The organism is Rufibacter ruber (assembly GCF_014138425.1).
Lineage (GTDB): Bacteria > Bacteroidota > Bacteroidia > Cytophagales > Hymenobacteraceae > Nibribacter > Nibribacter ruber_C.
Genome location: NZ_JACJIQ010000003.1, coordinates 206,462 through 233,090 on the forward strand (window position 1 = coordinate 206,462; position 26,629 = coordinate 233,090).

The window sequence follows — 26,629 nt, forward strand, 5'->3', positions numbered from 1 at the left end:
GAGAAGGGCTGGTGCGGGTTGAGCAGGAGAATATTTAGCTAATAAATCAGGAAAGTACCATATACCCTGCGGTTGTAAAATAACAGGAGGTAGTGAAAGTGCCTTGGGCACGTGCAGTAGTAATTCCATTTAGTTTTATATAATCCTTACCCTATGAAGAAAATCTACTTCTTACTTGGCTTGGCATGGCTGCTTTGCTTTTTTTCTACACAGGTGTTCGCGCAGACGGCAACGGCTACATGGGCGCTTTCCAATCCCTCCGGCACCACTCCGGGTACTGGACTTACCGCCACTGCTACAGGACAAATCAATGCCCCTGATGAAAAGTTAAGTATCTTAACTATCAATGGGTACACGGGAACTGAAAGTAGCCAGCGTCTCAGTTATATGAATAACATTGGCTGGCCCGCCAGTCAGACAGATACCATCAGCAATGTCTATGTAGAGTTCTCTGTAACCCCCAAAGAGGGTTATGATCTAACCGTAAACACCGTCTCTCTTAAGATTGGCGGCAGTGGCGGTAGTAACCTGAAGGCTACTATTTATTATTCCACAGAACCTTCCTTCAGGAACCCTACCCAAATTCCATATTCAGCCGGCAGCAATGATCTGTTGACGAACGGCTCCATGTATGCTGTCTCTGCCCAATTGAACAGCCGGGTGGCCAATGGGAAAACTTTTTATGTGAGAGTGTATCCATGGCTACACAACCAAACCAGTAGCCTCACAGGAAAATACCTTAACCTGAAAGATGTAGTTATCTCAGGCACTACGGAAGCAGCAGGGGCATCCACTATCTATAGCCTGGCCGTGACTACTCAGGGGCAAGGGGCGGTATCACCTTCCACCGGCACATTTGCCAAAGATGAGCAAGTCACCTTAACGGCAACTGCAGAAGCAGGCTGGCAGTTCAGCGGCTGGAGCGGAGATGCTACAGGGAGTACTAATCCTCTCACAGTCACCATGAATGCGAACAAGGCCATTACAGCTACGTTTACCCAAATACAAGCGACCAGGCATACTTTAACAGTTTCTACTGTTGGTCAGGGGGCTGTTTCTCCTAACGGCGGATCGTTCAACCAGGGGGAAGAAGTTACCTTGACGGCTACCGCCGCGGCAGGCTGGCAGTTCAGCGGCTGGAGTGGTGACGCTACGGGTATTGCAAATCCGTTGACGGTTACCATGAGTGCAGATAAGGCTGTCACGGCTTCGTTCACACAGGTACCCGCCACCACATATGCGTTAACCGTGACTACGGTGGGGCAAGGCCTTGTGAATCCCAATAGTGGAACCTACTCAGAGGGGGAAATGGTCACGCTAACGGCTACCGCCGCGGCAGGCTGGCAGTTCAGCGGCTGGAGCGGAGCTGCCACGGGTATGACCAACCCGTTAACCCTAACTATGAATTCGGCAAAAGCCATCACGGCCACCTTTCACCAGATACCTGCAGGGCCTATGAATCAGGCCTCCGCTACTTGGGCGTTGACAAACCCAAGTACAGGCGGAACAGGTGGGGCCGTGGCCACCGCTGGGCAAATGGCAGCTTCAAAGCAGCAGCTAAAGAATATGGATTTGAACGGCTATACCGGCATCAACACAAGCCAACGGGCACGCATACTAGGCAACAGCTGGCCTGCCGGACAGACGGACACCATTGCCGGCACCTACATGCAGTTCTCTGTGGCAGCCACCGCAAACAACAAGCTCACTGTGAAGTCTATTTCTTATAAAATCGCCTCTCACAGTGGGAATGGTATGCGCGCAAGGGTTTTTTACTCAACTGATCGCTCCTTCAAGACGGCCACCGAGATAGTGGGTGGGAGCGGGGCCGCTGATTACGTGGTCTCTAATTCTGAGCTTCAGCCGGTATCGGTCAACTTGTCGGCAGGCGTAGCAGAGGGGGATAGTTTGTACCTGCGGTTCTATCCTTGGTATAATGTTGCTTCAACAGGTAAGTATATTACCCTGCAGGATGTGACCATTTCTGGTGAAACCGAAGCAATGGCCGTTCCTTCCCAGATTGTGTGGGCAAGTGACCAGACCTTCTCGGTGACGGGCGCACTGATAGGGCAGGCTCCCACTTACAGCCCTGCCATGAAATATTATGGCCAAACCGATCTGCCTATCACTGATACCAATGCGAATGTTAATGTAATGGCCGTGCAGACAGTTTCACAGGATTGGCAGGCAGAACCGAATCCGGTGGAGTCCTTGTATTTTCAATATGCGGTGAAACCTAAAACCGGGGCTTCCTTTCACGTGACCAATGTGTCTCTTGCTTTGGGCGGGTGGTATTCCTCTAACCTGAAGGCTGCTATCTATTATTCCAAAGACCCGTCATTTGCCCAGCGTACCTTGCTGGTGGCAGACAGGGCGCTGGTAGGAAATAAAGTTGAGCCCATCTCGGTTGATCTCAATGCCACGGTAAATTCAGATGAAACGTTCTACGTGCGCATCTATCCGCACAACACCATGGCAGAAGGTTGGGCCAAACTGGTGGCGGTGCACAAATTCACCATCACGGGATCGGCCATTGGCGTGACCGTTGATCCGGCAGTTGTTTCAACCGTAGCCCAGGTGAGCAGAATTTCTACCACCTCTGCCACCAGCGGCGGAAACATCTCCACAGACGGCGGCTCGGCTGTTACGGCAAGGGGTGTGGTGTGGGGAACCAGCGAGAACCCTACCGTAGATGGGAATAAAACTCAAAATGGCACTGGTTCAGGCGCCTTCAGCAGTGAGATGACCAGCCTCAGCCCCAACACAAAATACTATGTAAGGGCCTACGCCACCAACGCCGCCGGAACCGCCTATGGGGAACAGGTGAGTTTCACCACACTGGCAGAAATGGTGGTGCCTACCGTGACTACCTCTGCTGCGACCAACGTGCTTGCTAAAACCGCTGAGATTGGGGGCAATGTAACGGCATGGGGTGGAGCAGAAGTAACTTCCCGCGGGGTTGTCTGGAATACCACCGGTAATCCCACCACCGCAGATGCGAAAGCAGAGGGAGGGAATGGTTTAGGAAGCTTTAACAGCCTCCTCTTTAACCTGACTCCTAACACTACCTACCATGTGCGGGCATTTGCCACCAACAGCCAGGGTACCGGCTACGGCAATGAAGTAACATTCACCACCCAGGCCCAGGCAGCAAATGTAACCAAGGTAGTGGCCAAAGACGGCACCGGTGATTACACTACTGTTCAGGCGGCGTTTGATGCGGTGCCTAATTTCTACACAGGCAAGTATACTATCTTAGTGAAGCCTGGCACCTACTATGAAAAGGTGATTCTGCAGAGGGAAAAGGTGAACGTAGTACTACGCGGTGAAAACCCTGCTACTACTATCCTCACGTATGATGACTATGCCGGTAAAAACAATTTAGGCACTGCTAATTCCTACAGTGTGGCTATAGAGGCAGATGACTTTACAGCCGTAAACATCACCTTCCAAAACACAGTTAAGAATGACGGATCTGTAGGAAACCAGCAGGCGGTGGCGCTGAGAACCAACGGTGACCGCCAGGCTTACTACAACTGCCGTATTTTGGGTTACCAGGACACCTATTACGCATGGGGCGGTAGAGTAGTGGGGCGGGTGTACATGAAAGACTGTCTCTTGGAAGGCTCAGTTGATTTTATTTTTGGACGTCAGGTTGTGGTGTTTGACCACTGTACCATCAGGGTAAACCGCAATGGCGGAATGCTGACGGCTGCCTCTACAGAAGCTGATACCAAACACGGCTTTGTGTTCTTGAACAGTACCGTAGAAGCGTCTGCCGTAGGGTTTGACGGGAACGCCATTACCAGCTTCTTCCTGGGTAGACCATGGCAAGCCGCTCCCCGTACAGTTTTCATGAACTCAGTCTTGCCAGCCACGTTGAACCCGGCAGGTTGGAGCACCTGGAACACCACTCCCGCCTTGTACGGCGAGTACAACAACACGGGACCGGGAGCGGCCACCAACGCCAGAAGCAGTATCTCAAGGTTGCTGACGGCAACAGAGGCCGCAGACCATATGGTAGCCAAAATTTTTGCCAGGGCAACCCACCCCAGTTACAGCTTTGACTGGATGCCAGAGCCTGTTGAGTACAACGTTACCGGGTCTGCTTATGAGACAGAGAACAAAGTGTCTAAGCTGGAGCAAAATTACCCTAACCCGTTCACAGGCGCTACCACCATTCCTTATGAGGTAAAGCGGGCAACGCGGGTTTCTTTAGAGGTGTTTGACGCTATGGGTAAAAAAGTAGCCACGGTCTCTGAGGGAATAAAGCAAACTGGATCACATACTATTCTCTTTAGAACCTCTTTACCAGGTGGTATTTACTATTACCATCTGATCACAGACGGCGGCAGAAGCGTTCGTAAGATGCTAGTGGTTCAGTAGTGACAGGTACATCAGCAGATGGCTTCTGAGAGGGAGAAGCCGTCTGCTGATCCTGTCATTATTTTATCAGGGTTCAGCAAACTAAGTTATCTAAATAAGTTAGTGGGGAGGAATCAGTGCCTGGGAGCCAATCTGCAGCAGCAAGTTTATTTATCTGACTACAGAAGACCAACAGGGAGTTTTATTTCGTTGATAGTTAAGTGACCTATTCATCACTCAAGAGTAAAATGCAATATGTTTCTTGAGGATGAAGCTGGATAGATTTTTTGAAACTGGCAGGCAAAGGCTGCCGGGTAAGGTTGTTCCCCCGCACTAATTTCTGTTTTCGGGCTGTTTTTCAAAAAACAGCCCGAAAACAGAAATTAGAATCTTTGCGAAACGCCTTTCTGTCAAAACTCTAAACAGCTTCCATAGAAAGAGGGGGTAAAGAAAGGCAGGTGATGCCTTTTTTTTAGATACAAGGAGCAATCGATTGCACATTAATAGGTTCATTGTTATTTTGAGGAACAGAAAAGTTAGGAAAGAGAGAGTAAGAGAATAATGAGCAAGCATATGGAGTAAATAACCGTGAAAAGAGACTTTTGGCAGCCAATCCAGATTTGCCCGGGAGATACTACTGCTGCTGCCAGGAGGATCAGTTCATGCTAAACCAATCAGTCATGAGAAAAAACTTACCGTCTATCCTGTTTGCCTTTGCGTTACTATGCCTTACGGCTTTTGCAGAAGATATACTTTTTATTGCAGAGGCTGCCGGGATAGAAAATCAAGTAGAAGTACACGTAAAATCTGGGGTAGAAAAGTCATCAGATTGGCCTTCTTTAGTTAACGGTGACCCTGGAGAAAATAACAGCAGAACATCAACGGGACCTAATGTTACGCCCTTCAAGATCTTTCAGCCAGCAGAGAAGGGAAAAACCCGTTTCCCGTGATGGGATCAGGTGAATACAGCTCAGAGTCAATGGGTAGTCTCAATTCCCCTGAACTTTCTAGCAGGTTGGTCTTAGACAGAAGCTCCGGCAGTGAATGAACGGGTAGTGCAGAAAATGTTTCTCTTCGGCCTGGGGCTTTTAGTTTAAAGAAATGTCCTGATGGTAAAGGCTACCTGGGTTTACCTGAAAGGAAGTTAATGGAGCCCGGAAACGGGCGGTTTCATTGTTTCATCTTGTTTTGCGTTTTGGAGCTGTTTTCGCCAAAACAGCTCCAAAACGCAAAACAGTTCTTATAAAGCAGGATGTGTCTTCCTTCGTTAGTGCTTACTGCCTGCCGAAGAAAGGTGTAGAATAGAATATGAAAGTTCATCAGCGATTATTCATTTTTATAGTAGGAGTATGTTGGGCAGGTCAAGTGCAGGCCCAAACCACCCCGCAGGTGCTCACCTGGAAAGCCCAAACCACTTATAACGCCTATCTGGTGCGGGAACTGCAGGAGGCATATGACGTGCGGCGGGAGAAACTGACCCAGGCACAGCAGAGCAAACCCGCCATGCAAGCCTACCAGGCCGGGGTGAAGCAGCAGTACCTGAATGTTTTGGGGCAGTTTCCTGAAAAACAGCCGCTAAACGCAAAAGTCACCCGGCAGATCAAGCAGAAAGGTTTCAGGATAGAGAATCTGGTCTACGAGAGCCGGCCCAACCACCACGTCACCGCCAACCTGTACGTGCCAGAAGGCAAAGGGGAATTCCCGGCTATCCTGCTCATGAACGGGCACGAGATGACCGCCAAAGCCACCGAGTCTTACCAGAAAACCGCCCGCCTGTTCGCCAGTCATGGGTTTGTGGTGCTGTCGGTTGATCCGTTTTCGCAGGGCGAGCGCATTCAGCTCATTGATGAAAAAGGCAAAACCCTCACCCGCGGCGCCACCACCGAGCACACCTTGCTCAATGCCGGTTCAAATCTGGTGGGCACCAGCGTGGCAGACTACATGCTCTGGGACAACGTGCGCGGGCTGGATTATCTGGAGACCAGGCCAGAGGTAGATAAAACCAAACTGGGGGCTATTGGCAATTCGGGGGGTGGCACGCAGACCATTTACCTGATGGCCTATGATGACCGCATCAAAGTGGCGGCACCCTGCAGTTACTTCACCCAGCGGGAGCGGTACATGGAGCAGGCGGGGGCGCAGGACGGTTGCCAGTACATGCCCGGCGAGGGCGCGCTGGAGATGGCTGATTTCATCATCACCGCAGCTCCCAAACCTGTCTTGATCTTAGCCGGGGAGAATGACTTTGTAGATCACCGTGGCACGCTGCAAGGCTATCAGGAACTCCAGAAAGTGTTCACCACCCTGCAACAGCCGGAGAAGGTGAAGCTGTTTGTATGGCCAGACGGCCATGGCATCTCGCAGCCCAAGCGGGAGGTGGCCGTGCAATGGTTCCGGAAATGGTTTTACCAGGATACGAAGGAAATCAGGGAAGGGGACATTGGCAGCCTGCCGGAGAAGGACCTCCTCGCCACCACCACGGGGCAGGTGACTACCGCCTTTCCCCATGAAGCCACGGTGCAGGCCATGAACCTGGCGCAGTTCCAGCAGCTGGCCCCACAGCGCAAAGCGTTTATGGCAGAGCCCAACCTCCCAATGCTGCAGGAGAAGGTGAGGCAAGTCATCGGCTTCCAGCCGAATACCAACCCCGTGTTCACGGAGCAGAGCGGTGGCTCGCAGGTGAAAAGTTACCGGGTGGAAAAGCAGATCATCATGCGGAACGGGGAGCTGCCCATTCCGGCGCTGGTGTACTTTCCAACGGGTAAGACGGCCCCCAAGAAGCTGATCATCCGCCTGGCGGAAAATGGGAAGGAGACGCTGGTGAAGAATGACAGCCTGATCCAGCAGGAGATGCAGGCGGACCACGTGCTGGTGCTGGCAGACCTGCGGGGCGTGGGCGAATCTAAGGATGACCCCAAGCTCAATGATGCCAAGTACATGAGCCATGAGTACAGAAACGCCATTTTGGGCCTGCACCTGAAGCGGCCGCTGCTCGCCCAGCGGGTGCAGGATGTGGTCACGCTGCTGGACTATCTACTCTCCAGAAAAGAACTGAGCACACTACCCGTACTCATTGCGGCTGACGGACTTTACGGGCCGGTGGTCACGCACGCCACCTTCCTGGACAACCGCATCGCCCAGGCCGAGCTGCAAAACACGCTCACGTCGTATGAGAGGTATGTGGCCAATCCGCTGCAGCAGAACATGTATTCAAATGTGGTGCAGGGTCTGCTGCTGCAGTATGATTTACCTGATTTAGTTTCTAAAATCGCGCCGCGAATAAAACACAACACAAAATGAAATTAGAACACTTCGCCCTGAACGTAGAAGATCCGGTGGGCATGGCCAGCTGGTACACCCAGTATTTAGGCATGCGGGTGGTGCGGCAGCAGAAAGAGGCACCGTTTACCACCTTCATGGCAGATGACAGCGGCCGCATTATGGTGGAGATCTACCTGAACCCCGCCGATGAGGTGCCCGCCTAGCGAACCATGAACCCGTTGTTGGTGCACCTGGCGTTTGTCTCTGAAAACCCCACTGCCGACAAGGAGCGGCTTTGCCTGGCGGGGGCCACCTGCGTCTCTGACCAAACCTTAGATGATGGTTCTCACCTGGTCATGCTCCGGGACCCATGGGGGCTGGCGCTGCAGCTCTGCAAGCGGGGCAGGCCCATGCTGGCCAGAGACGAATGGTAAGCGCTTGGTTTGCGTTTTCAGCCTGTTTTTCAGAAAACGGCTCCAAAACGCCATTGGAAAACAGGTGGGGCTTGGCAAACCGTCAAGGATGTAGATGTGCTGCCTGAAAAGTACAGAGCCGGTACTGGTTAAGAATCCATCGGCGGATCAAGGTGCAGATTAACGGGGTTAAAAAGCCTTACAGGTTGTCCAATGGTAAAGACCATTTGTTTCAGAACGTGCCTCTTATCGGCGGGAAAATACTCTTGCCCCAACAGTTGTTTTAACTATTTTCTGATGCGTAAACTTCATTTCTCTTTTCTGGCCCTGACGCTACTGACGGTAGGGTGTATGTCATTCATTGCAAAACAAAAAAAGACCCCTATCACCGTTTACCTGATTGGGGACTCCACCATCTCTATCAAAGAAACCAAAGCTTACCCGGAGACCGGCTGGGGCATGCCGTTTAAGTACTTTTTTGACAACACCGTGACCGTTGACAACCGCGCCAAAAACGGCCGAAGCACCCGCACGTTTATTGAAGAAAATCTCTGGCAGCCGGTGTCCCAGGCCCTGAATGCGGGAGATTACGTGTTCATCCAGTTTGGGCATAATGACGAGGTGCCCACCAAGAAAAGCTATACCACTGAAAAAGATTACCGGGCCAATCTGGAGCGGTTCATCTCGGAGACCAGAGCCAGGAAAGCCCAGCCCGTGCTGATCACCCCCGCCGCCCGCCGCAAGTTTGACGCTGCCGGCAAGATTGAGGAGACGCACCAGGTGTATGCCGCCATTGTTCGGGAGGTGGCCAAAAAGCAGGAGGTGCCTTTGATTGACCTGGATCAGAAAAGTCAGGAACTGCTGCAGCAGTACGGCCCTGAATTCTCTAAGAAACTCTTTTTGCACCTGAAACCCAACCAGCACCCCAATTACCCAGACGGCAAAGAAGACGATACCCATTTCAATGAACTGGGCGCCCGCGAAATGGCCCAGATTGTGCTAGCGGGTATCAAAGACCTGAGGCTGGAACTGGCAGAGCGGGTGGTAAAACCGACGGTGAAGAAGTAGTTTAGGAAAAGGAAGGAAATAGTATTCTAGTTAAACAGGCTAATTGCTGACGAGCTGTTTTCGGCCTGTTTTCAGAAAAACAGGCAAAAAACAGAGAGGGTGAAAATTCCCCATAGAAGCACATTTCTCTTTCTATATTTCTTTCTCAATACCCGTCCTTCTCCATTTTTCATGCTACCCTTTTTTCTTTCTTTCTTCCTTTTCCTTCTCTATGTCATCCTGAAAGGAGCTTGTGGGCGAACGGTAAAGACGTTTAGTCCTTGCTACTACCGTTCGCTACCAAGATCCTTTCAGGATGACAGAGTAGAGTAGAGTAGAGTAGAGTAGAGTAGAGTAGAGTAGAGTAGAGTAGAGTAGAGTGCATGGAAGGATGAAAATTCCCCAATCTTGACAATCAGCAATCAGAAACTTTGATCCATTTCCACCAAAGGCGCTACCTAATGAGAAACTTCTGCTACATACTTTCCAGCTTCGCCCTTGGCGGAATGATCTCCTGCGCTTCGGTCAAACCAATGCACTGGCAGGTGAATTCTATTTCCGCCGTGGCTGGCCATCCGGTGACGGTGGTGGGGTCGCCAAAGGTGGTGAAAACAGAGGATGGTGCAACCGCAGTGGCCTTTGATGGGGTAGAAGACGGACTGTTGCTAGACGTGAACCCTATTCTGGGGGCGGAAGAATTCACCATTGAAGTGGTGTTCAAACCGGCAGATGCCTGGCCCGCCAATTTTGAGCAGCGGTTTTTGCACATTCAGGATCCGGCCAACCCCAACCGGAGAATACTCATGGAGCTGCGGCTGAACAACCAGAAACAGTGGTACCCAGATTTTTTCATGCGCACAGACAGCGCCTCCCTCACCCTGATTGACTCCACCAAAACGCATCCGGTGAACCAGTGGGCCATTATGACCTTGGTCTACAAAGACCGGCAGATGCGAGGGTACGTGAACGGAAACCTGGAACTGGCCGGACAGATCACGTACCTGCCCATTCCCGCCACCGCCAAAACCTCTCTGGGCACCCGCATGGACCAACGCTCCTGGTTTAACGGCGTGATCAAATCAGTGACCTTCACCCCCAAGGCCGTTGTTCCTGAAAAGTAGAGCCGCGCCGTTTTTGACCTGTTTTTCCAAAAACAGCCCCAAAACAGACTTCCCTTTCAGGGAACTGCTTATCTTGGAATCTCAGAACAAGCTACCTAAGACATGGCAAAACTTCCCTATTCCACCGTGCGGTGGGGCATCATTGGTTGCGGTGACGTGACCGAAGTCAAAAGCGGCCCCGCCTTCCAGAAGATTGAGCATTCCCAGCTGGTGGCCGTCATGCGCCGAAACGCGGATAAGGCGCAGGACTATGCCCAGCGGCACGGGGTGCCAGCGTGGTATGAGAACGCGCAGGCGCTGATTCAGGACCCTGAGGTAGATGCGGTGTACATTGCCACGCCCCCAGATGCTCACGCAGACTATACTTTGCAGGTGGCTCAAGCCGGAAAACCGGTGTACGTAGAAAAGCCCATGGCGCTGAATTACCAGCAGTGCCAGCAAATGGTAGAAGCATGCGCCCAGGCGCAGGTGCCGCTGTTTGTAGCCTACTACCGCCGGTGTCTGCCGTCTTTTCTGAAAGTGAAGGAACTGGTAGAGAGTGGTGCCATTGGCGAAGTTCGGTTTGTGAATATTCGTCTGTACCACCCGGTGCCGCAGAACCTGAACCCACAAGAGCTGCCGTGGCGGGTACAACCCGACAAAGCCGGCGGCGGTCTGTTCTTTGACCTGGCATCACACCAACTGGACTACCTTGATTTTCTGCTGGGCCCCATTGCGCAGGCTTCCGGGCAAACCGCCAACCAGGCCGGTCTTTACCCCGCCGAGGACCTGGTGACGGCGCAGTTCCGGTTCCAGAACGGCGTGCTCGGAACCGGTGTCTGGTGCTTTACCGTTGATCCCGCCCAGTTCACAGACACCACTGAGATAATTGGGAGCAAAGGGAGAATCACGTTTCCGTCGTTTGCGCCAGAGCCGGTACGGCTGGAGAACCAGGAGGGGCTGCAAGAGTTCCACCTCCCGCCGCCCACCCACGTGCAGCAGCCGTTCATCCAGACCATGGTAGACGAATTGAGAGGGCAGGGCAAATGCCCCAGCACCGGAGAAACCGCCGCCCGCACCGCGTGGGTCATGGACCAGATTGTGGGGCGGAAGTGATTAAAAAAAATTGGTAATCCTGTTTTCGGCCTGTTTTCCCAAAAACAGGCCGAAAACAGGAGATCAGGTATGGCATACCTTGAGCAGCGCCCTTGCCTTTGAAGGCATATAAAAATAAAAGCTTTTTAGCGGGTCTTAGGCAAACCACTATGACCTTTTTCCTCTCTGTCATCCTGAAAGGATCTTGGTGGCGAACGGCAGAAGCGGTCAACAGAAGCTTAATTACGTTTCTACCTGTTCCCTAAGACTTTCAGAATGACAAAATGTACAATCAGCTTTACTCTAGAAGAGCTAAATGCTTTCTTGCTGTCTGTGCAAACTGAAATGAAAATTGGTTGAAAAGTATTCTCAATTGCCTCGCCAGAGGCGAAAAGTGGGAATTCTTCTGTTGGGAAAATCTAAACCCCGCGCTGCTCAGGAACCCCTGCGTTATATTTTCTTTATTTTCTAAAAGATTTTGTTCTAATTTTTTCAATGTTCTCTAAATATTGATATATTGCGCAATCGATTGCACGATATGCTCTTAACGCTATGCTACACCGAATTCTAAAAATTCACCCGAACGATAATGTGCTGGTAGCACTGACCGATCTGAAAAAAGGCGAAACCGTGACCTATGACGGCGCAGACGTGGTCTTGACTGATGACATTCAGGCCAAGCACAAGTTTGCGCAAGTGCCGTTGGCGCAAGGCGACCGTATCATCATGTATGGCTCCCTGGTGGGCAAGGCCGTGTATGACATTCCGGCTGGCGGTGTGCTGACCATTCACAACGTGAAGCACCAGGTATCCGGTTTCCAGGGGAAAACCCAATCAACGGGCTGGAACGTGCCAGATGTGTCCCGCTGGAAAGATAAAACGTTCATGGGCTACCACCGCGCCGATGGGCAGGTGGGGACCGGCAACTACTGGCTGGTGATTCCGCTGGTGTTCTGTGAGAACCGCAACGTTGACATTATCAAGCAGGCGTTCTTAGATGAGCTGGGCTTTGGGCAGCGTGATGTGTATAAGTCTTACGTGCAGCAGATGGTGGAGCTGTACCAGTCTGGTAACACTGAGGCCATTGAAACCCTTACCCTGCAGCGTACCGAGCACGCCACCAAGAAACGCATCTTTGACAACATTGACGGCATCAAGTTCCTGACCCATGAGGGCGGCTGCGGCGGTATCAGACAAGACTCTGACACCCTTTGCGCCCTGTTGGCCGGTTATATCAATAACCCTAATGTGGCCGGGGCCACTGTGTTGAGCCTGGGTTGCCAGAACGCGCAGGTGCACATTCTGGAAGACGCCATCAAGAAGATCAACCCAGCCTTCTCCAAGCCGCTGTATGTGCTGGAGCAGCAAAAGGAGGGCACTGAAACCGAACTGTTGTCACAGGCCATCAGAAAAACCTTCTTAGGTCTGGTGGAAGCCGATAAACAAACCCGCCAGACGGCGCCGTTGAGCAAGCTGGTGGTAGGTTTGGAGTGCGGTGGCTCAGACGGATTCTCCGGCATTTCGGCTAACCCGGCCATTGGCCATACCTCTGATCTGGTGGTGGCCCTGGGCGGAAAATCAGTGTTGTCTGAGTTCCCGGAGCTGTGCGGCGTGGAGCAGGACCTGATCAACCGTTGCGTTACCAATGAAATTGCCGACCGGTTTGTGCACCTCATGCGCTCCTACGCCCGCGCCGCCGAAGCAGTGGGTTCCGGTTTTGACATGAACCCCAGCCCGGGCAACATCCGGGACGGTTTGATAACTGATGCTATCAAATCGGCGGGAGCCGCTAAGAAAGGCGGTACTTCGCCTATTCAAGACGTGCTGGATTACCCTGAATACATCACCAAAGATGGGTTGAACCTGCTGTGCACACCAGGCAATGACGTAGAGAGCACCACGGCCTTGGCTGGTTCGGGCTGTAACATCATCCTGTTCACCACCGGTTTGGGCACACCCACCGGCAACCCGGTCACGCCGGTGATCAAGGTGGCTTCTAACACCAAGCTTGCTGAACGCATGCCAGACATCATTGACGTAGACACCGGTGCGGTGATTGCCGGTGAGAAAACCATTGAGGAAATGGGCGAAGACATCTTAGACTTCATCATTGAGGTGGCCAGCGGCAATACTCAGACCAAAGCCCAACTTCTAGGCCAGGATGACTTCATTCCGTGGAAACGCGGGGTATCACTATAATTTGACTCCCTTATCAGCCCGGTAAAAGTTTACCACTGCTGATGATCTTACAGCCCTGTTCTTTCGTGCTACAATTGTGCCTTGGTAGACGCGGAAGGATGGGGCTTTTTTTGACTTTTAGATTTCGCCCGAGGGGCAATGTTATTTAAAGGTATTTGCTTTCACTCTTGCAGGTTGTGGTAAGCGTGCGGTTTTGCCTTCAGGCTAAATAAACTTCTGTTTCCGGGCTGTTTTAGGGAAAGTAGCCCCAAAACGGAGGCACACGCGCACGCTTGGGGCGGGGGCTGAAAGAAACTTTGAATAACTTCAAACTCTAAAAAGCTACTTACTGAACCATCATGTGACTTTGAAATCATCAGAGCACTTTTTAGGTTAAATTACCGTATGGCAATCCTCAAGGGAGAATCACGGTGGGCAGTCATTTTCTGATTTATGAACCTTATTGTAAAGGACTTCTGCAATTCCCAGGTTCCTGTTAACGGTCTTATGCAGCAGGTTGGGATAACGCCAAAAACCCCCACTCTACCGAACAGGCCGAGTTGGGGGTTTGCATTTTAGCACATAATCGAATCAAAGGGTGCGGAGCCAGTTTTTAAGCTCGTGTTCCGTCTTCCCTAGCTTCTGCTGGAGTTTCCCGATCCACTTGTCCTCCTGCCCCTCATCATAGGTGAGGTCATCTTCAGTCAGATCAGCGTAGGCCATTTTGATTTTGCCTTTGATCTCGTTCCAGTTTCCGCGAGCTCTATACTCTGCTTCGTGTGTACTCATTTATGTAAATGGTTAGATATAGATATGTAAAAATATACGCAGAAGGAGTGGGGCGAGTTGGAGGAATAAATACGATTTACATTTCTGGTTTTGGAATGTGGTTGATAATCAGAAAGAAAGCAGAAAATATATTTATTCAGGACCTTGAAAAGCTGTTCAGATCAGCTTCAGCAAGGCTTTCAGGGCCTGCAAATCCTGCAGGCGTACCAGCTCTACGCGCAGTTGTTGTATCTCCTCTTTCAGCTCCCGTTTGTACCCCCTGAACTTTAACTCCACCTGTTTGGGGGAGCCGTAGAAAGAGCCGTAGAAATCCTGCTCGCCCTGACTGCTGAGCCTGTTTTTCTCGGCCAGCTGCTCGGCCAGCTGTTGCTGTAGCAGGTGCACGTAAGGCAGCAACTGCTGCTCTGGCAGCTGGTGCAGCTGTTGGGTTTGCTCCTGCAGGTACTCCATCTGCAGCCGGAGCAGGGCAAAGAAATCATCTTGGTGGTAAGCCACCGTCACTTTTTTCATGGCCTCCTCTTTCCAGAGGCGCCGCGTGGCGTCCAGCTCACGGTCTGGGTGCAGCAGTTTGGCCAGATCAGTGTAAAGGCGGCGCGTGGTTCTGGCAGTACCCAAGATCTCCAGTTTCAACTGGTCTGCCGTGGTGAGCTGCACCTTAGTATTCTTTTTAGCCAACCGCTGGGCTTGCCGCTCCTGCCGCTCCCGCTCCAGCTGTTCCTCCAGCTGCGCCTGCGCCGTTTCCCAGTCCTCCCAATCTAGTTCCTGGGGGGCGTTTTCTGTGCTTTCCCTCACCAGAAGGTCAGGAGGAGATGGGGCTTCACTTTCAGGGGTTGGGGCGGCGGCATAGCGCTGGTAGATCTCCTCCAGTTCAGGTGTGTCCTGGTGCTGCAGGAGCGGCTGCACAAACGAAAGGATCAGCTGGGCCAGTTTGTCCTGTTCATGTGGGGGGAGCAGGTATTGGGTGTAGGTGTGGTCAAAGAGGTGCACCAGATGCACGCGCAGGTCAATGATCTGCCAAATGAGCGGCCTTATTTCTTTTTGCACCCGCTGCCGTACGGTCTGTTGGGCATCTGTGTGCGCCGCCAGTTCGGCCTTGGCCGCGTTGATCTGCTGGAGAAGAAGGTTGAACTGCTCCTGCAGGGCAGACAGAGGCTGGTGGCCCTGCGGCGAAATAATAGGAAGTGGTGCTGCGTTCTCTGCTGACATAGTTTGAGGCAACGCCAGGTATTGCTGACGGTGAAAATTTTCTGTTTTGAGCCTGTTTTTAGAAAAACAGGCTCAAAACAGCTGAACAGAATTGCGGGAGATTTTTATTGGTAATGCCAAGCGCGAACGCACAGACAGGGTTCGCAGAATCTGACCTTTGCTCTTCAAGCTTTCCAGTTTAAAATCTGCTGTAAATACCGGAGCCGCCCCTGGTTTACAAGAGCGGCTCCGGCCGAAACAACTGAAAGGGCTACGCCTTCTCCGGAATGCGTTTCAACGTTTCCAGCAGAAAGCCCCAGAACTTCTGCACAGAGCTGATCTGCACCTTCTCATCTGGCGAGTGGGCGCCGGTAATATTGGGCCCGAAGGAAATCATTTCCATCTCCGGATAGTTGGCGCCCAGAATTCCGCACTCCAGACCGGCGTGGCAGGCATTTACGTGCGGGGCCTCCTGAAACAGCTCCTGGTACAGAGAACTCATGGTTTTCACAATGGTGGCGTCTGGTTTCGGCGTCCAGCCGGGGTAGGAGCCTTTCTGGGTCACACTGGCACCCGCCAACTCAAACGTGCTCTGGATAGCGGCGGCCAGGTCAAACTTCTCGGTGTCAACAGAGGAGCGGGTGAGGCATTGAATAGTGTACGCACCGTCTTTCACCAGCACGCGGGCCAGGTTATTTGACGTCTGCACCAGGCCTGCAATGGCCGGACTCATACGGTAGATACCGTTGGGGCAGGCGTAGAGCGCGCGCAGCAGCTGGTTCTGGAAATCATAGGAGATAGCCGCCTGCGGCAAGTCAGAGACTTCAAAAAGAAGCTGCAGGTTTGGGTCTGTGAGGGCGTATTCACTCTTTAGAATCTCAGCCTGGGTCTGCAGGAACTGCTCAAAGATGTCTGATTTGGCTTCTGGCACGGCCACTTCGGCAAAAGATTCGCGCGGAATGGCGTTGCGGAGGCTCCCGCCGTCAATGCTGCACACCCGGGCGTTGAACTTGTCAGCGGCCTGGTGCAGAATGCGGTTCATGAGTTTATTCGCGTTGGCGCGGCCCAGGTGAATGTCCATGCCCGAGTGGCCGCCGGTGAGGCCGGTGAGGCTCAGCCTGTACGCTGAAAAGTCAAACGGAATGTTCTCCTGCGCATAACTGCCCGTGGCGGTCACGTCTACGCCGCCGGCGCAGCCAATGGTGAGTTCCCGGTCATCTTCGGTGTCCAGGTTGAGCATGATGGTGCCGTTCAGCAGACCTCCTTTCAAGCCCATGGCCCCGGTCATGCCGGTTTCCTCGTCAATGGTGAAGAGGCACTCCAGGGGCGGGTGGGCTATGTCTTGCGAGGTGAGCAGCGCCATCATGGTGGCCACGCCAATACCGTTGTCAGCGCCCAGGGTGGTGCCTTTGGCTTTCACCCAGTCACCGTCTACGTACATGTCAATGCCCTGGCTCAGGAAGTCAAAATCAGTGTCAGCGTTTTTCTGGTGCACCATGTCCAGGTGGCTCTGCAGCACCACCGTCTGGCGGTTCTCCATGCCTTTAGTGGCCGGTTTGGTGATGAGCACATTGCCTGCCTCATCTGTGATGGTGTGAAAGCCCTGGCTGTTCCCGAAGTCCTGCATGAACTTGATGATACGCTCTTCTTTCTTAGAGGGGCGGGGTACGGAGTTTAATGCCGCAAAATGCTGCCACAGGGCTTTGGGTTCTAAAGATTCTAGGGAAATACTCATGGTCATAGGTTCAATTTAGCCCGGCGGAACAACAGGGTGTTCCCGCGCACGGGCGACTGGGAAAGTATTCTACGGGTAAAGGTAGCAAACTGAACGGAAAGCCTTGGGCGAAAGCTGCATTATCTGGCGTCTGTTTTCGGGCTGTTTTCTGAAAAACAGCCCGAAAACAGAAAAGCGGCTTTGTGGTTTACGTTCTGGAAACCGCCCGTGCCAGTGAACCTCTTCCTGTAGAAAAAGTAAAACAAGAGGTGCCCCTGAGCTGGTGCTCAGACCTTCTATGCCCATCGGTTTTCATTACGTACAAACTCAAGCAGGTGGAGGAAGGGCGGCTCCCGGCCTGACGGGCACGTTTAAAATCAGACTGAGAACTATAAACAAGAATGCATTCTATGGCAAAGAGAAAGATGAAAGCCGCTTATTATGAAGAGTTCGGCGCCCCCGATAAAATCAAGGTAGGCGAACTGGAAATACCTGAGGTAAAAGAAGGGGAGGTGCTGGTGCGCATTAAGGCCGCCGCTGTGAACCCTGTAGACAATGCGGTGCTGGCGGGGTATCTGAGCAGTTTTCTGCCGGTGAAGTTTCCCGCTATTCCGGGGTGGGACGTGGCCGGGGTGGTGGAAGACCGCGGCCACAGCGCCCGCCGCTTTCAGGTGGGCGATGAGGTGTACGCGTACGCCCGCCGCCCAGAGGTGCAGCACGGTACTTTTGCTGAGTACATGGTACTCCCTGAGTCTTACCTGGCGCACAAGCCCAAGAACCTGAGTTTTGAGGAAGCCGCGGGCATTCCGCTGGTGGGGTTAACGGCGTACCAGTCTATGTTTGACGCGGGTAATCTGCAGGCGGGGCAGACCGTGCTGATTCTGGGCGCCTCCGGCGGAGTTGGCACCTTGGGCATTCAACTGGCCAAAGACAAAGGCGCCACCGTCATTGGCGTAGCCAGCCAGAAGAACCATGCCTTCATGCAGGAGCTGGGCGCAGACCATGCCCTAGACTACAACGGGCAGGACGTGGGCGAGGCCGTGCAGCAGCTGTTCCCAGACGGCGTGGATTTGATCTTTGACGCCGCCAGCGGCGAAACCCTGCAGCAAAGCCTGAAAGCCCTGAAACCCAACGGCACCCTTGTCTCCATCCTGAACCGCGGCGATGATATTGACACGCAGAACCTCAACTTCCACTATGTGTTCGTGGAACCTGATGCAGTGGAGTTAGAGCACCTGCGGGAACTAGCCGAGGCGGGCAAGCTGAAAGTTCTGGTAAGTGAGAAGTACCCTCTGGCGGAGGCGGCCAAAGCGCTGGAGCAGATTGCCACCCACCACACCAAAGGTAAAATAGTGGTAGTGCCGTAGAAAATCCAACGGCAAAATTTTGTTTTCTGTTTTCGGCCTGTTTTCTTAAAAACAGGCCGAAAACAGAAAAAATGCAGGGTGAGACGCATTGTTGTTAACAGACGTAACGGGTAGCCTCAAAAGGCTAAATCCTTTTTGCTCAGGAAATCTCTTCTATCTTTGGAGACAAATTAGCATCCCCCTTTACAGCCATTTCAGAATGATGAGGAATCTCCTGCTTTTCACACTTTTCATCTGTCAGTTTACCCCCTTGGGCCAGAAACCTCCTCTTGATCTGGTGCGCTGGGTGAATCCGCTTATAGGCACGCATAAAATGGGACACACCTACCCGGGGGCCACGGCGCCGTTTGGCATGGTGCAGCTGTCGCCAGACACAGATACCATTCCGTATGAGGTAAACGGCAAGTACAACAAAGATGTCTACAAGTACTGCGCCGGCTACCAGTATGATGACCCTACTATTGTGGGTTTCAGCCACACCCACTTCAGCGGCACCGGCCACTCTGACCTGGGTGACTTCCTGATCATGCCTACCACGGGCAAGCTCCAGCTGAACCCCGGCACCGAGGCGAACCCCGAGAAAGGCTACCGCTCCAAATTCTCCCATGACCATGAAAAGGCGGAGCCTGCCTATTACCGCGTGCAACTGGAGGATCATAACATTCTGGCCGAACTCACCGCCACCAACCGCGTGGGCATGCACCAGTACACGTTCCCTAAGTCAGAGGAGTCGCACATCATTCTGGATTTGATGCACGGCATCTACAACTATGAGGATAAAAACGTCTGGACCTTCATCCGGATAGAAAACGACACGCTCATTACCGGTTACCGCCAGACCAACGGCTGGGCCCGCACCCGTACGGTGTACTTCGCCATGGCGTTCTCCAAGCCATTCACCAGTTACGGCAACAAAGACTACAGCAAGGCCCAGGTGTACCGCGGCTTCTGGCGCAAGTTTGACCAGAGCAAGAATTTTCCGGAGATGGCGGGTAAGCAGCTGCGCACCTATTTTGATTTCAAAACTGAGGAAGGGGAGAAGATCAAGATCAAATTCGCCCTGTCTCCGGTGAGCACCCAGGGGGCGGTGGCCAACATGCGCGCCGAGGTTCCGCACTGGGACTTTGAGCGGGTGAAGCAGGAGAGCCAGGCGCAGTGGAACCAGGAGTTAGGCAGAGTCAAGGCCGCACTGCCCACCAAAGATGATTACATCAACTTCTACACCGCGCTCTACCACACGTTTCTGGGGCCCACCACTTACATGGATGTGACCGGTCAGTACCGGGGCCTGGACCAGAACAACCACCAGGCCAACGGCTTCACCAACTACACCACCTTCTCCCTCTGGGACACCTACCGTGCCTTGCACCCCTGGTTTAACCTGGTGCAGCCCAAACGAAATGCGGATATGGTGTCTTCTATGCTGGCGCACTATGACCAGAGTGTGCACCACATGCTGCCGGTCTGGTCACACCACGCCAATGAGAACTGGTGTATGATTGGGTACCACAGCGTATCTGTGATTGCAGACGCTATTATGAACGGCACCTATACCGGCAATGCCAACCGCGCCCTGGACGCCTGCGTGGCCACCGCCCGCCAAGGCTACTATGACGGCCTGCAGTACTACATGCAGCTGGGCTACGTGCCCGAAGACAAGAACGGTTCCTCGGTGTCTAAAACTCTGGAGTACGCCTATGATGACTGGTGCATTGCCCAAGTGGCGAAAAAGCTGAACCGGCAAGACGTGTATCAAGAATTCAGCCGCCGCGCGCAGAACTGGAAGAACGTGTATGATAAAAGCATAGGCTACATGCGGCCTAAGCTGAGTGACGGCACGTTCAAAAAAGAGTTCGATGTGTTGAGCACGCACAACCAGGGCTTCATTGAGGGCAACGCCTGGAACTACAGCCTCTACGTGCCGCATGACCCGGCGGCCATGATTCAGGCCATGGGCGGAAACAAGCGCTTTGTGCCGCACCTGGACTCGCTCTTCACCATGCACCTGCCCGATGAGTTCTTCGCCGACACCGAAGACATTACCCGCGAAGGCATTATTGGCAATTACGTACACGGCAACGAGCCCGCCCACCACGCCGCCTACCTCTACAACTGGACAGACCAGCCCTGGAAAACGCAGGAGCGCGTGCGCATGATCCTGAAAAAACAGTACCAACCTACCCCAGACGGTCTGGGCGGCAACGATGACTGCGGCCAGATGAGTGCGTGGTACCTGTTCAGCTCCCTCGGGTTTTATCCCGTGGCCCCCGCCTCCGGTGAGTACGCGTTGGGCAGCCCTACCGTGAAAGAAGCCACCCTGCAGCTGGAGAACGGCAAAACGTTTACCATTGAAGCCAAAAACCAGAGTGACAGGAACGTGTATGTGCAGAAAGTAGAGCTGAACGGCAAAGCACTAAACAGACCTTTCCTGGCCTATGCAGACATCGCCAAAGGCGGAAAACTGACCTTTTACATGGGTGGCAAGCCGAGGAAGTAGAAGGGAACCCCCTTTAACCAGAACAGATGATTCTGTTTTTGACCTGTTTTTGGGAAAACAGGTCAAAAACAGAATCATCTGGCGAGAGGGTTGAGACTGGTGCTAGTGGATGCACGGAGTCTCCAGGCTCCTGCCTTTTTGCCCGTGGTTCCCGGTGAGCCTGGAGACTCGCATCATCTCTTTGTCACAAGTCTAAAGACACGCGCCGTGATATTTTATTAAATTAACAGCATCTACTAGCAAACAAGCTCTGAATACTAACAACCATTCACCCCTCTATGGACCAGCGCATCATCAACCTGTTTGACGAGTACACCCACGTACCGCTTTCCCGCAAGGAATTCATCAGCCGTCTGGTGAAATTGACGGGAAGCCTCACCCTGGCCCTGGCGCTGCTCCCGCAGTTGGAGAACAACTATGCCCACGCCGCCACGGTGGTAGCCAAAGATCTGAAAGCCGAAGATATCACCTATCCAGGGGCTGACGGGGTGACCATGAAAGCCTTTCAGGTACGGCCAGAGGGGAAGAAGAAATTGGGTGCTGTCCTGGTCATTCATGAGAACCGGGGCCTGAACCCGCACATCAAAGACGTGGCCATGCGGGTGTCGCAGGCGGGGTATTGGGTGGTTGCCCCAGATGCCCTTTCCCCTTTCGGCGGAACGCCGGCCAATGAAGATGAAGCCCGGGAGCTATTCTCTAAGTTGGACACGCGACAGAACCTGCAGAACTTTCTGAAAGGGCTGGAGTACCTTAAAACCAATCAGTACGGCAACGGGAAAACCGCCTGCGTTGGCTTCTGCTGGGGTGGTGCCCTGGCGGGACAATTGGCAGTACATGATCCCGGCTTAGAGGCCGCTGTCGCCTACTATGGCCGCCCACCAGAGGCAGCTGATGTACCCATGATCAAAGCCGAATTACTGCTGCATTACGGCGGACTGGATGAGCGGGTGAATGCCGGAATCCCGGCGTTTGAAACGGCGTTGAAAGAGGCGGGCACCAAATACCAGCTGTTTGTGTATGAAGGCGCCAACCACGCGTTTAACAACAACACCTCCCCGGCCCGTTACCACGAGGCCGCTGCTCAACTGGCCTGGGAGCGAACATTGGAGCTGTTCAGCCGGAAGTTAAAGTAAAGCGCTGATCTTCTGCTGAATTGACGCTTGCCGTTGCACCCAACATCCAGATCGTTTACCTTAGACTTTCCCAAACGAAAGAAAAACATGACATACATTCCCTCCCCGGCCCGTTATGAAACCATGGAGTACCGCCGCTGCGGCCGGAGCGGCTTAAAACTGCCCGCTCTCTCGTTAGGCCTGTGGCACAATTTCGGGCATGTAGATGTGCTGGAGAATTCGCGCCAAATCCTGCGTGATGCCTTTGATGCCGGTGTCACCCATTTTGACCTGGCCAACAACTACGGCCCGCCGCCCGGCTCCGCCGAAGAAAATTTTGGGAAGATTCTGCGCGAGGATTTCAGGGGCTACCGCGATGAACTGATCATCTCCACCAAGGCCGGATATAAAATGTGGGAGGGGCCGTACGGCGATTGGGGCTCCCGTAAATACCTGGTCTCCAGCTTGGATCAGAGCCTCCAGCGCATGCAGCTGGACTATGTAGACATTTTCTACAGCCACCGCCCAGACCCCAATACGCCGCTGGAGGAAACCATGGGCGCCCTGGACTCTATTGTGCGGCAGGGGAAGGCGCTGTACGTGGGCATTTCCAATTATGAAACGCCAGAAGCCACCCGTGCCATTGAAATCCTGAAGGAACTGGGAACGCCGTGCCTCATTCATCAGCCCAAGTACTCCCTATTTGTGCGGTGGGTAGAGGAAAGTCTGCTGGACCTGCTGGAGCAGGAGGGCGTAGGCTGTATTCCGTTTTCGCCGCTTGCCCAGGGCTTGCTCACGAACAAGTATTTAGGCGGCGTGCCTGAAAACTCCCGTGCTGCCAAAGCACACGGCTTTTTGAAGCGCGAAGACATAACCGAGGATAGACTGGAGCAGATTCAGCTGTTAAACGAAATGGCCGAACAACGCGGACAGTCACTGGCGCAGATGGCGCTGGCGTGGCTGCTGAAAGACCCGCGGGTAACATCGGTGCTGATTGGCGCCAGCACGCCCGCTCAGTTGGCAGACTCGCTCAAGTGCATGCAGAACACCCGGTTCAGCACTGAGGAATTAGCCCGTATAGAGACCATTCTTAAATAAAAGGTCTCCCGTTTCTGGGTTACTTTTTGAAAAACAGGCCAAAAACAGCTCGGCCTTCTCCAGACAAAAGGGGAGGCCGAGCTGTTTTATTTCACCTAATGCTGATTTCTGGCGCAAGCGTCCGCTTGTGCCGAATTTGCATATTGGCATGTGTGCGGGCACAAGCGGACGCTTGCGCCATGGAATACTAGCATACTTAAATAGCCGGATTGGCTTTGTACGCCTGCCATAATTCCTCCAGCGTTTTACCCGTCAGCTCTTTCCATGCCTCTGGGGTATACGTTTTGTTCCGCATGCGGGCGTCTAGTTCATTGACCAGTTTCTTGTTGGTGTTTTTCTCAGCCCACACCAGAAAACGGGCGGTGATGCGGTAGCTGTTGTCATAGTGGTGTTTATCTGTGAGGGCAGGAAGCGACCAGTTGGCGCCGGCGTTGTCTACGCCAAAGGTGTGGCGTACATAGTCGGCAATGCCTTCGGTGAGCCAGCCGGGGCCGCTGTCTGGGGGGTACGCTTGCACCAGATGCATGCCTTCATGGGTGATCACGTCAATGTCTGTGGGGCGTTTGTGGAGCCATTGGGAGCTGATGGTGATCTTGCCGTCATGGGCGTAGGCCACTCCCGTGTAAGCGGTGTCAATGGTCACGGTCACCGCTTTTACCGCGTTTTTGTTGAACCGCTTGGCCTCTGCAGGATAGGTCTGGAAGAAGGCATCTATCAGCTTCTGCTTCACCGTAGGGTTCAACTGCGGGTCCTGGTTCACAAACGTGAGGGTGTACTTGCCTCTGGTGTGCGTCTCGGTCTGGGCCTGACTGGCAGAAATAGTGGCAACGGACAGGGCGAGGGAAAGGAAAAGCGATTTCATCTTGTTCTAAGTTGAATTCCTGTTTTCGGGCTGTTTTCTGAAAAACAGCCCGAAAACAGGAATAAAGGAAGTGAATGATTACTGCTTGGGAGAGAACGAATAAGGATAAGCGCTCTCCTGCGTGCCCCGCTGCGTGTTGGGTTGGCTGGAGAGTTTGTACTTCATTTTTCCGCCCTTCAACAGCTCAAAGTGGTCTACCCAGTTCTGCTCATGTTTTTTGCCGTTGACTTCAGCTCCTGCACGTACAGGTTCTGGTCACTGGCTTCTGGCGCTTCAATCTCTACTTTCTTGCCGTTCTCCAGCGTGAGCGTCATTTTTTGAAAGAGTGGAGTGCCCAGCACGTACTGGGTGGTGCCGGGGCAAACCGGGTAGAAGCCCATGGCGCTGAACACGTACCACGCCGAGGTCTGGCCATTGTCCTCATCGCCGCAGTAGCCGTCTGGGGTGGGTTTGTACATGCGGTTCATGGTTTCGCGCACCCAGTATTGGGTCTTCCAGGGGGCACCGGCGTAGTTGTAGAGGTAGATCATGTGCTGGATGGGCTGGTTGCCGTGCGCGTACTGGCCCATGTTGGCAATCTGCATCTCACGTATCTCATGGATCACGCCGCCATAATAGCTGTCATCAAACACCGGCGGAAGGGAGAACACGGAGTCCAGTTTCTTGACGAAGTTGTCTTTACCGCCCATAAGGTTCACCAGCCCCTGCACGTCATGGAACACGCTCCAGCTGTAGTGCCAGCTGTTGCCCTCAGTGAAGGCATCGCCCCATTTGAAGGGGTTGAACGGCGCCTGGAACGTACTGTTCTGGTTCTTGCCGCGCATGAGGCCGGTGGCGGGGTCAAATAAATTGCGGTAGTTCTGGCTGCGCCTGGCGTACAGGTCAATTTCGGCTTGCGGCTTGTTCAGGGCTTTGGCCAATTGGTAAATGGTGAAGTCGTCATAGGCGTACTCCAGTGTACGGGCGGCATTCTCATTGATCTTCACGTCATAGGGCACGTAGCCCAGCTTATTGTAATAGTCTACGCCCTTCCGGCCGATGGCGGTAATAGGGCCTTCATTGTTGGCCCCGTGCACCAGCGCCTCATAGAGCTTCTCAATGTCATAGCCGCGCAGGCCTTTGATGTAGGCATCTGCCACCACAGAGGCTGAGTTGTTCCCCACCATGATATCGGCGTAGCCGGGGCTGGACCACTCGGGCAGCCAGCCGCCCTCCAGGAAATCGTTCACCAGACCCGCCTGCATTTCTTTGTTGATGCTGGGGTACATCAGGTTCAGGAACGGGTAAAGTGCCCGGAACGTGTCCCAGAACCCAGTTCCGGCGAAGCGGTAGCCGTCATGCACTTTGCCGGTATGGGGGCTGTAATGGATCGCTTTGTTGTTGGCATCTAGCTCGTACATTTTATGCGGAAAGAAGAGGGTGCGGTAAAGGCAGGAGTAGAAGGTGCGGCGCTGCTCGTCTGTACCGCCCTCCACCTGTATGCGGCCCATGGTCTGGTTCCAGAGGCTGCGGGCCTTCTCATTGGTGGCGTCAAAACTATCCTGCGCCAGTTCCCGCTGCAGGTTCAGCTCAGCCTGCTCAAAACTGATGAAGGAGGAGGCCACCTTCAGGTTCACTTTTTCCCCGTCATTCGTCCTGAAGCCAATAACCGCCCCAGAGTGGTTGGAGGTCAATTCCAGCGAGTCTTTGCCAGTGAGGTTCTTCCCCCTGAAGGTACGGGCAAAACTGATAGGCTTGTCCACGTAGATGACAAAGTAGTTTTTGAATTCCTTGGGGTTGGAGCGGGCAGCGCGGGTGGTGTAGCCTATGATTTTCTTCTCCCTGGGCAGCACTTTGATGTAAGAGCCCCGGTCCAGTGCGTCAATGACTATAAAAGAGCTGTCTTTCCTGGGGTAGGTAAACCGGAACTGGGCAGCCCGTTCGGTAGGGGTGAATTCAGCAGTGACATCATGGTCTGCGAGGTACACGCTGTAGTAGTACGGCTTGGCCACCTCAGACTTGTGCGAGAACCAGCTGGCGCGGCCGTCCTGGTCAAATTTCATTTTACCGGTCACGGGCATGATCACAAACTGCCCGTAGTCGTTCATCCAGGGGCTGGGCTGGTGCGTCTGCTTAAAGCCTCTGATCTTGTCGGCCGCATAGGTGTAGGCCCACCCGTGGCCCATGGTGCCGGTTTGGGGTGTCCAGAGGTTCATGCCCCACGGCACGGCCACGGCAGGGTAGGTGTTCCCGTTAGAAAGCTCCGGCTTGGAGTCGGTACCCATGAGTGGGTTGGCCAGTTCAGCGGGTTCAAAGGTGGTTTTCTTTTTCTGGCCTTCGGCCGAAAGGAAGGTAAGGCAAAGGGCGAAGAACAGACAACAAAGTCTCAGGCTACTGGTCATGCGTTTTGGGGCTGTTTTTGAAAAAGTAGCCCTAAAATAGCAGAATATTCAGGAAGGGACACGTTCTATTCTTAACCGGCCTCTGGAAACTCAGGAGAACCGCTCTTCTGTTTTCGGCCTGTTTTCCCAAAAACAGGCCGAAAACAGAAGCCGGGCCTTTGGTTC

The 26,629-nt window shown here is 53.3% G+C and carries 17 protein-coding genes and 1 pseudogene; 13 read left to right on the forward strand and 5 right to left on the reverse strand.

The annotated features are described in order from the left end of the window. The first annotated feature begins 153 nt into the window (after nt 1-153). From FHS90_RS22375 to FHS90_RS05130, 9 genes are all read left to right on the forward strand, one after another. A complete protein-coding gene (locus FHS90_RS22375; protein ID WP_182512200.1) occupies nt 154-4,386 on the forward strand; it encodes a pectinesterase family protein in 4,233 nt (1,410 codons plus the stop codon). Between the two features lie 659 nt (nt 4,387-5,045). Further along, nucleotides 5,046-5,315, forward strand: coding sequence for a hypothetical protein (locus FHS90_RS05100; protein WP_182512201.1), 270 nt, complete (start codon nt 5,046-5,048; stop codon nt 5,313-5,315). 358 nt (nt 5,316-5,673) lie between these two features. Next, nucleotides 5,674-7,665 (forward strand): alpha/beta hydrolase family protein, encoded by a 1,992-nt coding sequence (locus FHS90_RS05105; RefSeq protein ID WP_182512202.1) that lies wholly within the window; start codon nt 5,674-5,676, stop codon nt 7,663-7,665. Next, nucleotides 7,662-7,850 (forward strand): VOC family protein, encoded by a 189-nt coding sequence (locus FHS90_RS22725; RefSeq protein WP_343049598.1) that lies wholly within the window; start codon nt 7,662-7,664, stop codon nt 7,848-7,850. The genes FHS90_RS05105 and FHS90_RS22725 overlap by 4 nt, the downstream gene beginning before the upstream one ends. 6 nt (nt 7,851-7,856) lie before the next feature. Continuing rightward, nucleotides 7,857-8,060 carry a VOC family protein gene (locus FHS90_RS22730; protein ID WP_343049599.1) on the forward strand — a complete coding sequence of 68 codons (204 nt, stop codon included), beginning with the start codon at nt 7,857-7,859 and terminating at the stop codon, nt 8,058-8,060. Between the two features lie 330 nt (nt 8,061-8,390). Continuing rightward, a complete protein-coding gene (locus FHS90_RS05115; RefSeq protein ID WP_246386678.1) occupies nt 8,391-9,107 on the forward strand; it encodes a rhamnogalacturonan acetylesterase in 717 nt (238 codons plus the stop codon). A gap of 440 nt (nt 9,108-9,547) precedes the next feature. Continuing rightward, nucleotides 9,548-10,207 carry a LamG-like jellyroll fold domain-containing protein gene (locus tag FHS90_RS05120; protein ID WP_182512204.1) on the forward strand — a complete coding sequence of 220 codons (660 nt, stop codon included), beginning with the start codon at nt 9,548-9,550 and terminating at the stop codon, nt 10,205-10,207. A 102-nt stretch (nt 10,208-10,309) separates the two neighbouring features. Then, nucleotides 10,310-11,302, forward strand: a complete 993-nt coding sequence (locus FHS90_RS05125) for a Gfo/Idh/MocA family protein (protein ID WP_182512205.1) — start codon at nt 10,310-10,312, stop codon at nt 11,300-11,302. Nucleotides 11,303-11,833: 531 nt separating this feature from the next. Beyond that, nucleotides 11,834-13,480 carry a UxaA family hydrolase gene (locus tag FHS90_RS05130; protein WP_182512206.1) on the forward strand — a complete coding sequence of 549 codons (1,647 nt, stop codon included), beginning with the start codon at nt 11,834-11,836 and terminating at the stop codon, nt 13,478-13,480. A gap of 570 nt (nt 13,481-14,050) precedes the next feature. On the opposite strand, the gene FHS90_RS05135 is transcribed toward FHS90_RS05130, so the two are convergent. The 3 genes from FHS90_RS05135 to FHS90_RS05145 form a co-directional block, all read right to left on the reverse strand. After that, entirely contained in the window at nt 14,051-14,248 is a 198-nt protein-coding gene (locus FHS90_RS05135; protein ID WP_066838819.1) for a CsbD family protein, read from the reverse strand. 156 nt (nt 14,249-14,404) lie between these two features. After that, a complete protein-coding gene (locus tag FHS90_RS05140; protein ID WP_182512207.1) occupies nt 14,405-15,454 on the reverse strand; it encodes a J domain-containing protein in 1,050 nt (349 codons plus the stop codon). Between the two features lie 250 nt (nt 15,455-15,704). After that, nucleotides 15,705-17,168, reverse strand: coding sequence for an aminoacyl-histidine dipeptidase (locus tag FHS90_RS05145; RefSeq protein ID WP_182512208.1), 1,464 nt, complete (start codon nt 17,166-17,168; stop codon nt 15,705-15,707). Nucleotides 17,169-17,557: 389 nt separating this feature from the next. On the opposite strand from FHS90_RS05145, the gene FHS90_RS05150 reads away from it, so the two are divergent. The 4 genes from FHS90_RS05150 (at nt 17,558) to mgrA (ending at nt 23,221) form a co-directional block, all read left to right on the forward strand. Continuing rightward, complete coding sequence (locus FHS90_RS05150) at nt 17,558-18,514, forward strand: NADP-dependent oxidoreductase (protein WP_182512209.1); 957 nt, start codon at nt 17,558-17,560, stop codon at nt 18,512-18,514. A gap of 202 nt (nt 18,515-18,716) precedes the next feature. Continuing rightward, nucleotides 18,717-21,011, forward strand: coding sequence for a GH92 family glycosyl hydrolase (locus FHS90_RS05155; RefSeq protein WP_182512318.1), 2,295 nt, complete (start codon nt 18,717-18,719; stop codon nt 21,009-21,011). A 278-nt stretch (nt 21,012-21,289) separates the two neighbouring features. Continuing rightward, nucleotides 21,290-22,144 carry a dienelactone hydrolase family protein gene (locus FHS90_RS05160; RefSeq protein WP_182512210.1) on the forward strand — a complete coding sequence of 285 codons (855 nt, stop codon included), beginning with the start codon at nt 21,290-21,292 and terminating at the stop codon, nt 22,142-22,144. 87 nt (nt 22,145-22,231) lie between these two features. Then, entirely contained in the window at nt 22,232-23,221 is a 990-nt protein-coding gene (gene mgrA, locus FHS90_RS05165) for an L-glyceraldehyde 3-phosphate reductase (protein ID WP_182512211.1), read from the forward strand. A 196-nt stretch (nt 23,222-23,417) separates the two neighbouring features. Here the strand turns inward: mgrA and FHS90_RS05170 are convergent, their stop codons facing one another. After that, nucleotides 23,418-24,083, reverse strand: coding sequence for a basic secretory protein-like protein (locus FHS90_RS05170; RefSeq protein WP_182512212.1), 666 nt, complete (start codon nt 24,081-24,083; stop codon nt 23,418-23,420). Nucleotides 24,084-24,161: 78 nt separating this feature from the next. Next, a pseudogene (locus tag FHS90_RS05175) lies at nt 24,162-26,464 on the reverse strand (GH92 family glycosyl hydrolase). Nucleotides 26,465-26,629: the final 165 nt, after the last annotated feature.